Consider the following 11,355-nt stretch of genomic DNA (forward strand, 5'->3'; position numbering starts at 1 on the left):
TTCTACACCGGGGACTCCCGCTTCCCGCAGTGGCGACTCCCGCGCCCCAGGCGCGAAAGGGCCGTGCCGACCCACATCGGGACAACCGGCACGGCCCCCATCAGCCCACCCCCGTACGACCGTTGATTTGAGCGCGGCCAGCCCCCAGGATGTGCTGGTCCCATCGACGAGTTCCTCGGGAGGTACGTGTGAGAAGGCGGCGCATGCTGCATGGCGCGCTCGTGACAGTGCTCGGTGCGGTGGCGACCCTGGTGGCCGCGGGTACGGCTTCGGCCGATATGACAACGTTGTCCGACAAACCGACAACGTTGTCATACTCCGCCACCTCCTCCGGTTCCGCGCTGGTGTCCGACCCGGCTGGCTATGTGGACCCGCTCATCGGCACCGGACGCGGCGGCTCGACCGTCGGCGAGATCAACAACTTCCCGGGCCCGTCCGCGCCGTTCGGGATGATGCAGTTCTCCCCGGACACGTCCGGCTCCTACGCCGGCTACCAGTACCACGACGACCAGATCCGCGGCTTCAGCCTCGACCACGCCTCCGTCGGCTGCCGCGCCTTCGGCGACGTGCCGATCCTGCCGGTGACGGGCGATGTGGGCAGCACCCCCTGGAACCTCACGGAGCACTTCACGCACACCGGCGAGAAGGCCGAGCCCGGCTACTACGCGGTGACCCTCGACGCGTCGGGCGTCCGCGCCGAGCTGACCGCCTCCACCCGGACCGGTCTGGCCGCCTTCACCTTCCCCCAGGGGGCCGCAGCGGCGCAGTTGCTGGTCAAGGCCGGCGGCAGCCTCAACGGCGACAAGAGCGCCGACGTCCAGGTGGTGGGCGACCGGGAGGTCACCGGCTCGGCCACCACCGGTGACTTCTGCGGCAAGGGCAACGAGTACACCGTCCACTACGCGATCACCTTCGACCAGCCCTTCACCGCGCACGGCACCTGGGACGGCAGGACCGTGACCAAGGGCGGCGACTCCGCGAGCGCGGCGGGCGCCGGGGCGTACCTCACCTTCGGCGACGGCGGCAGCCGCACCGTGCGGGCCAAGGTCGCGATGTCGTACGTGTCCGTGGCGGGCGCCCAGGCCAACATGGCCGCCGAGGTGCCCGGCTGGGACCTCGACGCGCTGCACCGGCAGACCCGCGACCAGTGGACGCGGACCCTGCGCAAGGTGCGGGTCGCGGGGAAGGACACCGACGAGCTCACGACGTTCTACACCGCGCTCTACCACTCGCTGATGCACCCGAACACCTTCAACGACGCCGACGGCCGCTACATCGGTTTCGACGGCAAGGTCCGCACCCTGCCCGAGGGCCATGCGCAGTACACCAACTTCTCGGACTGGGACACCTACCGCTCGCTCGCGCCGCTGCAGGCGATGCTCTTCCCGCAGCAGGCGAGCGACATGGCCCAGTCCCTGGTCAACGACGCGGAGCAGGGCGGCTGGTGGCCGCGCTGGCCGCTGGCCAACGCGTACACCGGACAGATGACCGGCGACAACTCGGTGCCGCTCATCGCGAACCTGTACGCCTACGGGGCCCGCGACTTCGATCTGAAGACGGCGCTGAAGTACCTCGTCAAGGGCGCCACCACGGTGGACACGACCGCGGGCGCCTACCAGGAGCGGCCCGGCATCGCGGAGTACGTCGAGCGCGGCTACGCGCCGAACGACGACGCCGCCAAGGGCGACCACGGGCACGTCGGGGCCTCGGAGACCCTGGAGTGGGCCATCGACGACTTCTCGATCGCCCAGCTCGCCGACGCCGCCGGGCAGACCTCGGTGGCCCGCATCTTCGGCAGGCGCGGCCAGAACTGGCAGAACATCCTCGACCCCGCCACCGGTTACCTCGAACCGCGCGGCGAGGACGGCCGGTTCCCCGACAAGCCGGGCTTCCAGACCCCGGGCGACGGGCAGTTCGGCCAGGAGGGCTACGACGAGGGCAACGCCGCCCAGTACAACTGGCTCGTCCCGCAGGACATGGCGGGGCTGATCACCTCGATGGGCGGGGCGAGCGCCGCCACCGAGCGCCTCGACGGGTTCTTCTCCCAGCTCAACGCGGGCCCCAACGCCCCCTACATGTGGGCCGGCAACGAGATCGACTTCGGCGTGCCGTGGGTCTACAACCAGCTCGGCCAGCCGTGGAAGACGCAAGCGACGGTCCGGGAGATCGCCACCACCCTGTTCAGCCCCACCCCCGACGGCGAGCCCGGCAACGACGACCTGGGGGCGCAGTCCTCCTGGTACGTGTGGGCCGCGCTCGGCATGTACCCCGCGACGCCTGGCACGGCCGACCTCACCGTGCACAGCCCGATGTTCCAGCGGGTGGTGCTGGACCTGCCGGGCAAGGCCGCTGACCTGGACATCCGCGCCCCGCAGGCGGCGGACGACGCTCCTTACGTCCACCGGCTCACCCTCGACGGGCGCACCTGGGCGCGCACCTACCTGCCGCAGTCCGTCGTCTCGCACGGCGGGCGCCTGGACTTCACCCTGTCCACCACCCCCGACACGCACTGGGCCGCGTCCGCGAGCGTCGCGTCGCCCTCCTACCGCGCCGGTGAGCACGACTTCCTGGCCACGGCCACCCCGAACCAGTCGACGGTGGCGCCCGGCGGGGCGGCGGCCGACCTCACGGTCCACGCCCAGCGGCTGGCCGGGCACGGCCACGCGCTGACGGTCAGTGCCTCCCCGCCCCAGGGCATCAGCGTGACACCCGCCGGCACGTCCCTCGCGCTGGACCGGGCGACCGGCTCGGGCACCGTACGGCTGGCTGTCGAGGCGGCGGCGGGCACCGCGGACGGCTACTACGAGGTACCGCTCACCGTGCGCGGCACGGGAAGCGGTGGCGGCTCGCCGGTGCGCCTCACGGCCGTCGTCCTGGTCGCCGCCGAGCACAGCCTGGCCGCGGAGTACGACAACGTGGGCACCACGCAGGACGGCGACCACGCGAGCGGCGACCTCGACGGCACCGGCAGCACCTACTCCCGTGAGGCGCTGGCCGCGGCGGGCCTGGTCGGCGGCGCGCGCACCGAGGTGTCCGGGACGTCGTTCGTCTGGCCGGACGCCCCCGTCGGACGCCCCGACAACGTGGTCGCCGACGGGCAGACCCTCGCGCTCGGGGACAGCGCGAAGACCGCCACCCGCCTGCTGTTCGTGGGCTCGGCGACCAACGGCGACCAGCGGGCCACCGCCCAGGTGACGTTCACCGACGGCAGCACGGCGCAGGCCGACCTGTCCTTCGGCGACTGGACGAAGCCCGGCGGCGGTTCGGCGCCGGTGCTGGGGAACACGCTGGTGGCCGCGACCGGTCACCGCAACGAGTCCGGTGGTGCGGGCCCGGCGGCGTACGTCTTCGCCACCACGCCGTTCGCCGTGCCGCAGGGCAAGGAGGTCGCGAGCGTGACGCTGCCGGACAACGGGAACCTGCACGTGTTCGCCGTCGGCCTCGGCTGAGGCGCCCGCGCCCTCCGATACCTTCCGTACCGCCCGTACCGCCCGTACCGCCCGGCGGGGATCGAGCCCCCTTCCCGATCCCCGCCGGGCTGATCCCCGTCGGGCTGATCCCCGCCGGGCGCCGTCTTCCGCCGGGGGATTACCGGTGAGTAGGGTGGGGGCATGGCTGAGAGCAAGGTGGACAACGACCCCCGGGCCGAGCGGCGCGTACGGCGGCTGACCAGGGAGATCCACGCGTTCGGGCGGGCGCACGGCGGCGCGGACGCGCAGATCGCGTACCTGGGGGAGCGCGGCGCCCGGATCGTGTTGGTGGGGGAGGACGGCGCCTGGGGCGACCTGGTCGCGCCGACGTACGAACTGGCGCAGCGGGCCGTGGGCGCGTCGGGGGTGACCGCGCACGAGGCGTTCGACGGGGAGATGGCCGCGAAGGTGCGGACAGGGCCGTACGAGTGGTCCCGGATGGCAGGCATCCAGCTCGGCGGCCGGGCCGGCGGCTGACCGCGCTCCCTATTACCGCCCAGGTCGTTAGGACCAGTGCGGGCTGCCCCCGGCGGCCGTCCGCGCAGCGACCGAGGACCTGGGCAGGTCCGTGACCGACGGACGGGACGGGGTGCGGCCGATGGCCGGCACGGCACAGGCACACCTGGTGGACGCGCACTGCCACGGGGTGTACCCGGGCGAGCTGGGACTGGGCTCCTTCGAGGCGCGGCTGCCGGGCACCGCCGCCCCCGGCACCACCCTCTTCGACAGCCCCACCGGGTTCGCGCTGCGCCGCTGGTGCCCGCCGCTGCTCGGCCTGGAACCCCACTGCCCGCCGGCCCGCTACCTCGCCAGGCGCCGCGAGTTGGGCGCCTACGAGTCCGCCCGGCTGCTGTTGCGCGGCACGGGCGTGACGGCGTACGTCCTGGACGCCGGCGAGCCCGGCGACCTCACCTCGCCGAAGGACCTCGCGGCGACCACGGGCGCGCCCGTCCTGGAGACGGTCCGGCTCGAACCGCTCGCCCAGCAGGTCGCCGACACCTCCGGCACGGTCGGCTCCTTCCTCGCGAACCTCGCGGAGGCCGTGCACGGTGCCGCGCTCGGGGCGGCCGGGTTCTCCTGCGGTGACGGGTCCGCCGGCCCGGCCGGCCGTGCTGGTGTGGAAGAGGGCGGCGAGGACGCGCGCCCGCCCGGGCCGGTGGAGGTACGGCAGGCCGCCGCTGCCTGGCTCTCCGCTCGTGCGGTGGGGGCGCGGCCGGCCGATCCCGTCCTGCTGCGGCACATCCGGTGGCATGCCGTCGCCACCGGGTTGCCGCTGCTGCTGCGGTACGGCGCGGGCGGGGGCGGGCCGCGCGCCGCCTTGGGTTTCCTGCGGGCCACCACGGGGCTCGGCACCGAGGTCGTGCTGCTGCCCGACGCGCCCCACGAAGCGGCCGCCGCCGATCTCGCGACCGAACTCCCGCATGTCTACGTGGGTGTCGGGCGGAACCCCTCGGGGGTGCTCGGGCGGACGCCTTTCGGCAAGGTGCTCTACGCGAGCGGCGTGGGCGGACTGCCCGAGCTCGCCGTGACCGCGGCACGAGGGTTCCTGTCGGAGCTGGGGCGGGCCGTGGCCGAGCGCGTCCGCGCGGGTGAGTGGTCCGCGGCGGACGGACGGCGCGTGACGTCCTTGGTGACAGCGGACAACGCCCGGCGCCTCTTCACTCTCCCGCGGGGAGGCGCGGCTTGAGAGGCGCGGAACCCCGGGCGGACGACGTTCCCGCGGCGGGGGTCAGGCCCAACTCACCCGAGACGGTGCCCTCTACTTGCGGCCCGAGGGCTCGGCCAGGCGGGGAGCGCCCAGCGCGGCGGACGGCACCGACTCGCCGGGCTCGGTGAGGGGGCGTTCGCGGAAGGAGAGCAGCACGCGCAGGACCGCGATCCAGACCAGGCAGGCGCCGAACATGTGCAGGTCGACCAGGGCCGCAGGCAGGTGCGTGAAGTACTGGACGTAGCCGATGACGCCCTGCCCCATGAGGACGAGGAAGAGCTCGCGGACGCGGTGCTGCGGGCCGATCGGCGCGTCGACGGCGCGCAGCACGAACCAGAGGGCGACCGTCAGGCCGACCACGACCCACGCGAAGTCCGCGTGGAGCTGGGCGATGGTCTTCCAGTCCACGTCGATCCGCCGGACCTTGAAGGACCCGCTGGAGTCGCCCGGGTGCGGCCCGGCGCCGCTGACGAGGGTGCCGACGACGATGAGCAGCGCGGAGGCGGTGGCGAGCAGCTGCCCGAGCTGCCGTACCGGCTTGCCGACCAGCGGGCGGGGCGACGCGTCGCCCTCCCGGAGGCGCTGCCAGGTGAGAGTGGCGACGGTGATCAGGGCCGCCGACAGCAGGAAGTGGAACGACACGACGTACGGGTTGAGCTTGGTGAGCACCGTCAGCCCGCCCCACACCGCGTTGAAGACGACCACCCAGAACTGCGCCCACGCCAGCCGGTACAGGCCGCGGCGCGGCCACTCCGGCTGTGAGCGGATCGCGATGATCGCCCACCCGACCGTGGCGCACAGCACATACGTCAGCATGCGGTTGCTGATCTCGATGGTGTGGTGGATGCCCATCTCACGGGTGCCGAGCAGGCTGTCACCGCTGCACGTCGGCCAGGTCGGGCAGCCCAGGCCCGAGGCGGTCAGCCGGACCGCGCCCCCGGTGATCACGATCACCACGGACATCACCAGCGCCGCGAGCGCCGCCCGGCGCACCGCCACTGAGCTGGGGGTCCACCGTGCGGCGATGAAGGCGAGCGGGTTTCGCGCGATTTCGGGCAGCTTCGGCACGGGCCCATCGTAGGCGCACCCCTTGTGCACGGATTCACGAGGGGTGCCGGGTGCGCGGCCGGACGTACATCTCGGGAAAACGCCCTCAACCCGGGCCCGGCGGCCCTAGCATCGTCGGTCACAGCCATACGGGAGGGGCCCCGGATGACCGGCGAGCACCGTGACAGCGTCAACCGCCGACGCCTGCTGTACGGGGGCGCGGCGGCGGCACTGGCCGGGACCGGCGCGGCGGCCTGGGCGAGCGGCGCCTGGGACGCGCCCGCGGCCGGCTCCGGGTCCCAGGACCACCCCGGGTACGCCGACGTGGTGGCCGACTTCGGTGCCAAGGGCGACGGCACCACCGACGACAGCGCCGCGTTCCAGGCCGCCTACGCGTACGCCGAGAAGCGGGCCGCCGGCGGCACCGGCCGTACCGTGATCATGGTGCCGCCCGGCCGGTACCGGGTGACGAGGCCCGGCGCGCTGCTCGACGCCGACTCGCCCTCCCACCGGGTCAACGGGCTGCGCTTCGTGGGCGCGGGCCTGCGGATCAGCGACATCGTCTTCGCGCCCGACGGCACCGACGGCCCCGACGGCGGCAGTTACCTGTGCCGCAACAACGACACGTGGCAGAACATCTCGTTCGAGGGGCTGCGCTTCACCTCCGGCACTCCCGGTGCCTCGTTCTTCTACTCCTACTCCACCGGCGGCGCGGCCGGCTACCGCTTCTCGGAGTGCGAGTGGATGGGGGAGTGGGAGTACGGCATCGCGCTCGACGGCAGCAACACCAACTCCGAGATGCGCTGGGAGGCGTGCCGGGTGGGCGGCGCCTACCGCAAGGCGTTCCTCTACGCGGGGCTGTCGCTGCACTCGACCGATGTCGAGCAGCAGGACCAGTTCCTCAACTACTGGTTCACCGACATGAACGTCACCTACGAGTGGGGCAACTTCCTGGAGTTCCCCTACGGCGGTTCCGTGACCTGCCGCGCCGGCAGCTACATCGTCACCGGGCGGCGCCCCACTCCGCACCCCGAATACGGCTTCGAGAGCGCCTTCTTCCGCTTCCCGCGCCCCGCCCACTTCGACGGGGTGCAGCGCTTCCATGCCGAGGACATCCGCTTCGAGCTGCGCGACGACGCGGTCGTGGTGATCGACTGCGCCTGGAACCGCGGCACCGTGCACTTCAACGACTGCGACGACACCGCGCACGCGTACCGGGCCTTCTCCGACGGGCTGCGCGCCCACCGCTACACCCTCGCCGAGGGCGGTCCCCTGGTCCGCTACGACTCCTGCCAGCTCGTCGGCACCCACCAGTTCCGCACCGCCCCCGGCGCCACCCCGCCGCCGTGCGTCCGCTACGACATGTGCCGCCTCGCCTCCCACCCGAGCGGGTCCTTCCTCGCTCTGGACGCGGGCCAGGACCGCGGCTTCGCCACCTTCGTGGGCTGCCTCCCGGCGACCTGAGCGCGGCGGGGCGACCCGGGCGTGCCCGGGTGCGCCCGGGCGGATCAGTGCGAGGCTCCCTCCCACCCGTCTCCGCACGGGCCGCCCCCTACCGCCTCGCCGATGGTGACCTCCGCGCCGTCCGCGCCGATCAGCGGCAGGTAGGGGCGGGCGATCTCGACGCTCGACCGGGGGACGTAGTGGAAGATGAGCGAGCGGCGGAAGCGGTCCGCGGTGGAGTTGGGCGGCGAACCGTGCACGGCACTGCCGTGGAAGAACAGGACGTCGCCCGGCCGCATGTCGGTCCGGACGGCGGACAGGCCCTCGCGCGGCCGGACCAGGCCGGTGGTGAAGGACTGCGCCGGGTCCGCCTCCTCGGGGCAGACCACCTCCATGGTGTGGCTGCCGGGAACGACGCCGAGCGCGCCGTTCGCCGCGTCGCAGCGGTCGACGGCGATCCACGCGGCGATGCAGGTCTCGGGATGCGCGCGAAGGAAGTAGTTGTCCTGGTGCATCGCCTGCCCGCGCGCGCCCGGGGGCTTGAAGTAGAACATCGACTGCGCGCCGTACACCGGGCCGACCGCCGCCGTGACCACGTCGAGGATGCGGGCGTCGGTCATCAGCCTGCGCGCGATGCGGCCGACCTCCAGGTCCGTCCTGCGGTGCGGGTTCATGAAGCGGGGGTAGCGGGCGAGGATGTCGTCGGCCGGTACCTCGTCCACGGCGCCCACCGCGCCGCGGTCGGTCTCGACCTGGGTCATGAACGCGGCCCTGACCGCGTCGATCTCGTCGGCGCCGAGCAGGCCGTCGACCTGGATCACGCCGTCACGTGCGTACCGGTCGCGCACCGCGGCGCCGTCGCCGGGGGCGAGGGAGAGTGTGCTGGTCGTCATGGACTCATCGTCGGACCCGCGCGGCGGGAAGGGCATGGCGGAACCGGTCGCGGCCATGGATGATCCTGTCATGAGCGTACGCCGGACCGCCGTGACCATCGCGTCGCCGCACCACCGCGTGCTGTGCGGACGGCTCGACGAGGACAGCAGGTACCGCACGGTCCGAAGCGGGGGCACGACGGACTGGGTCATGTGCGTCACGGTGGCCGGACGCGGGCGGTTCCGGTCTCCCGGGCACCCCGACCTGCTCGCGGGACCGGAGCGGATCACGCTCGTCGAGCCCGGCACCGCGCACGACTACGGCACCGACCGCGAAACGGGCACCTGGTCCCTGCGATGGGCGCACCTGGACCCGCCGGCCGGCTGGCTCCCGCTGCTCGACTGGCCCGTGGCGGCGCCCGGCATCCGCCAGGTCGACGTCGACGCCACGGTCCGCGCCCGCGTCGTCCAGGCGCTCGACCGCGCCGTCTCCGCCCGGCGGGCCGGCCTGCGCCGCAACACCCTCTTCGCGATGAACGCCGTCGAGGAGGCGCTGCTGTGGTGTGACACCCGCAACTCGCGCGAGACCGTGCTCGATCCCCGGCTCCTCGCGGTGCTGGAGCACGTCGGCGAGACCGTCGAGCAGCCGCACACCGTCGCCTCGCTGGCCCGGATCGGCGGGCTGTCCCCCTCCCGCCTGGCCCACCTCGCCTCCGCGCAGCTCGGCACCAGCCTCATGTCCCACGTGGACCGCCAGCGGATGGACCTCGCCCGCCAACTCCTCACGGTCACCGATCTGCCCGTGGCCACGATCGCCGCCCGCACCGGCTTCACCGACCCCCTCTACTTCTCCCGCCGCTTCCGCGCGGCCACCTCCCTCTCACCCACCGCCTTCCGCACCCGCGAGCACGGCAGGGGAGCAGCCGGCTAGGCGTACTGCCCTGTGAGGTCGGGGACGCGGGTGGCGGGTGGTTGCCCGTTCAGGGCGGTGTGTCCGCCGGGCAGCGTAGGGACAGGATGCGGGCGCGCCCGGGTGAAGGGGGGCGGGGGTGTCGGTCGGGAGACGTCACTCCCAGCGGAAGAAGCGGCCTGCTGCCGCGAGGCCGACGACGGACCACACCGCGAGGATGCCGAGGTCGGACCAGGGGATGCCGGCGCCGTTCTGGAGGACGTCGCGCAGGCCGTCGGAGAGTGCCGAGATCGGCAGGAGCTTGAGGACGTCCTGGACGCCGCCGGAGAACTTGGACATCGGGACGATCACGCCGCCGCCGACCAGCAGGAGGAGGAAGACGAGGTTCGCGGCGGCGAGGGTGGCCTCGGCCTTGAGGGTGCCGGCCATGAGCAGGCCGAGCCCGGAGAACGCGGCGGTGCCCAGCAGGAGGAGGAGCAGGACGGCGGCGGGGTCGCCGTGCGGCGACCAGCCGAGGGCGAAGGCGATCACCACCAGCAGGGCGACCTGGAGCGCCTCGGTGACCAGCACCGAGCAGGTCTTCGCGGTCATCAGCGCCCAGCGCGGCAGCGGCGAGGCGCCGAGGCGCTTGAGCACGCCGTAGCGGCGCTCGAAGCCCGTCGCGATCGCCTGGCCGGTGAACGCCGTGGACAGCACGGCGAGCGCGAGGATGCCGGGGGCGAGGAAGTCCACGGACTTGCCGGGGCCGGTGTCCACGATGTCCACCGCGCTGAAGAGCACCAGCAGCAGGGCCGGGATCACCACGGTGAGCAGGAGCTGCTCGCCGTTGCGCAGCAGCATCTTTGTCTCCAGCAGCGCCTGCGCCCGGATCATCCGGGGCAGCGGTGCCGTGCCGGGCGCGGGGGCGAAGACGCCGGCGCCCTCGCCCTCGCCGGTGACGTGCGCGGTGTCGGTGGTGACGCTCATACCCGCAGCTCCCTGCCGGTCAGTTCCAAGAAGACGTCCTCCAGGGTGCGCCGCTCCACCGCGAGGTGGTCGGGCATGACGCCGTGCTGGGCGCACCAGGAGGCGACGGTGGCCAGCAGTTGCGGGTCCACCGTGCCCTCGATGCGGTACGAGCCGGGGGAGAGCTCGCCGGCGCGGGTGTCGGGGGGCAGGGCGTTGAGCAGTGAGGCGAGGTCCAGGGCGGGGCGGCCGGTGAAGCGCAGGGTGTTCTCGGCGCCGCCGCGGCACAGCTCCTCGGGGCTGCCGGCGGCGATCGAGCGGCCGGCGTCGATGATCACCACCTGGTCGGCGAGTTGCTCGGCCTCGTCCATGAAGTGGGTGGTGAGCACCACGGTGACGCCGTCGGCGCGCAGCTCGCGGACCAGGTCCCAGGTGGCGTGCCGGGCCTGCGGGTCCAGGCCGGCGGTGGGCTCGTCGAGGAAGACCAGTTCGGGGCGGCCGACCACCGCCATGGCCAGCGCCAGGCGCTGCTGCTGGCCGCCGGACAGCCGCCGGTAGGTGGTGCGGCCGCAGCCGTCCAGGCCGAGCCGCTCGATGAGCAGCGCCGGGTCGACGGGGTGGGCGTGGAGGGTCGCCGCGTGCCGCAGCATCTCCTCGGCGTGGGCGCCCGGGTAGACGCCGCCGGACTGGAGCATCACGCCGATCCGCGGCCGCAGTTCACCGCCCTGGGTGACCGGGTCGAGGCCGAGGACGCGGGCGGTGCCGCCGTCGGGCCGCCGGTAGCCCTCGCAGACCTCGACGGTGGTGGTCTTGCCCGCGCCGTTGGGGCCGAGCACGGCGGTGACGGAGCCGCGCGGCACGGTCAGGTCGAGGCCGTCGACCGCGGTCCTGGTGCCGTACCGCTTGACCAGACCGGTCACCTCGACCGCGGACTCGTTTCGCATGGCGACGAGTCTAGGG

Annotated in this window: 9 protein-coding genes; 5 read left to right on the top strand and 4 right to left on the bottom strand. The window is 73.3% G+C overall.

Annotated features, from left to right (window positions below; genetic code table 11):
* Positions 1–308: 308 nt before the first annotated feature.
* The 3 genes from OG896_RS30890 (at position 309) to OG896_RS30900 (ending at position 5,157) form a co-directional block, all read left to right on the top strand.
* On the top strand, positions 309–3,449 hold the full coding sequence (locus tag OG896_RS30890) for a GH92 family glycosyl hydrolase (RefSeq protein WP_329370597.1): 3,141 nt from the start codon (positions 309–311) through the stop codon (positions 3,447–3,449).
* Positions 3,450–3,611: 162 nt separating this feature from the next.
* Positions 3,612–3,947, top strand: a complete 336-nt coding sequence (locus OG896_RS30895) for a hypothetical protein (protein WP_329370599.1) — start codon at positions 3,612–3,614, stop codon at positions 3,945–3,947.
* A 121-nt stretch (positions 3,948–4,068) separates the two neighbouring features.
* The gene (locus OG896_RS30900; RefSeq protein WP_329374385.1) at positions 4,069–5,157 is read left to right on the top strand and encodes an amidohydrolase; all 1,089 of its coding nucleotides are present in this window, start codon (positions 4,069–4,071) and stop codon (positions 5,155–5,157) included.
* Positions 5,158–5,229: 72 nt separating this feature from the next.
* Here OG896_RS30900 and OG896_RS30905 read toward each other — a convergent pair whose 3' ends face one another.
* Positions 5,230–6,246, bottom strand: coding sequence for a COX15/CtaA family protein (locus tag OG896_RS30905; protein ID WP_329370601.1), 1,017 nt, complete (start codon positions 6,244–6,246; stop codon positions 5,230–5,232).
* Positions 6,247–6,390: 144 nt separating this feature from the next.
* Between OG896_RS30905 and OG896_RS30910 the strand changes: the two genes are divergently transcribed.
* Positions 6,391–7,689: a glycosyl hydrolase family 28-related protein gene (locus OG896_RS30910; protein WP_329370603.1), complete on the top strand. Its 1,299-nt coding sequence runs from the start codon at positions 6,391–6,393 to the stop codon at positions 7,687–7,689.
* A gap of 44 nt (positions 7,690–7,733) precedes the next feature.
* On the opposite strand, the gene OG896_RS30915 is transcribed toward OG896_RS30910, so the two are convergent.
* Positions 7,734–8,561: a phytanoyl-CoA dioxygenase family protein gene (locus OG896_RS30915; RefSeq protein WP_329370605.1), complete on the bottom strand. Its 828-nt coding sequence runs from the start codon at positions 8,559–8,561 to the stop codon at positions 7,734–7,736.
* 70 nt (positions 8,562–8,631) lie between these two features.
* Here OG896_RS30915 and OG896_RS30920 point away from each other — a divergent pair, with 70 nt between their 5' ends.
* Positions 8,632–9,471, top strand: a complete 840-nt coding sequence (locus OG896_RS30920; RefSeq protein ID WP_329370607.1) for a helix-turn-helix domain-containing protein — start codon at positions 8,632–8,634, stop codon at positions 9,469–9,471.
* A 135-nt stretch (positions 9,472–9,606) separates the two neighbouring features.
* On the opposite strand, the gene OG896_RS30925 is transcribed toward OG896_RS30920, so the two are convergent.
* Positions 9,607–10,416, bottom strand: coding sequence for an ABC transporter permease (locus tag OG896_RS30925; protein ID WP_329370609.1), 810 nt, complete (start codon positions 10,414–10,416; stop codon positions 9,607–9,609).
* A complete protein-coding gene (locus OG896_RS30930; RefSeq protein WP_328462742.1) occupies positions 10,413–11,339 on the bottom strand; it encodes an ABC transporter ATP-binding protein in 927 nt (308 codons plus the stop codon). The genes OG896_RS30925 and OG896_RS30930 overlap by 4 nt, the downstream gene beginning before the upstream one ends.
* Positions 11,340–11,355 lie beyond the last annotated feature (16 nt).

Source organism: Streptomyces sp. NBC_00669 (assembly GCF_036226785.1).
In the GTDB taxonomy this organism is placed as follows: domain Bacteria; phylum Actinomycetota; class Actinomycetes; order Streptomycetales; family Streptomycetaceae; genus Actinacidiphila.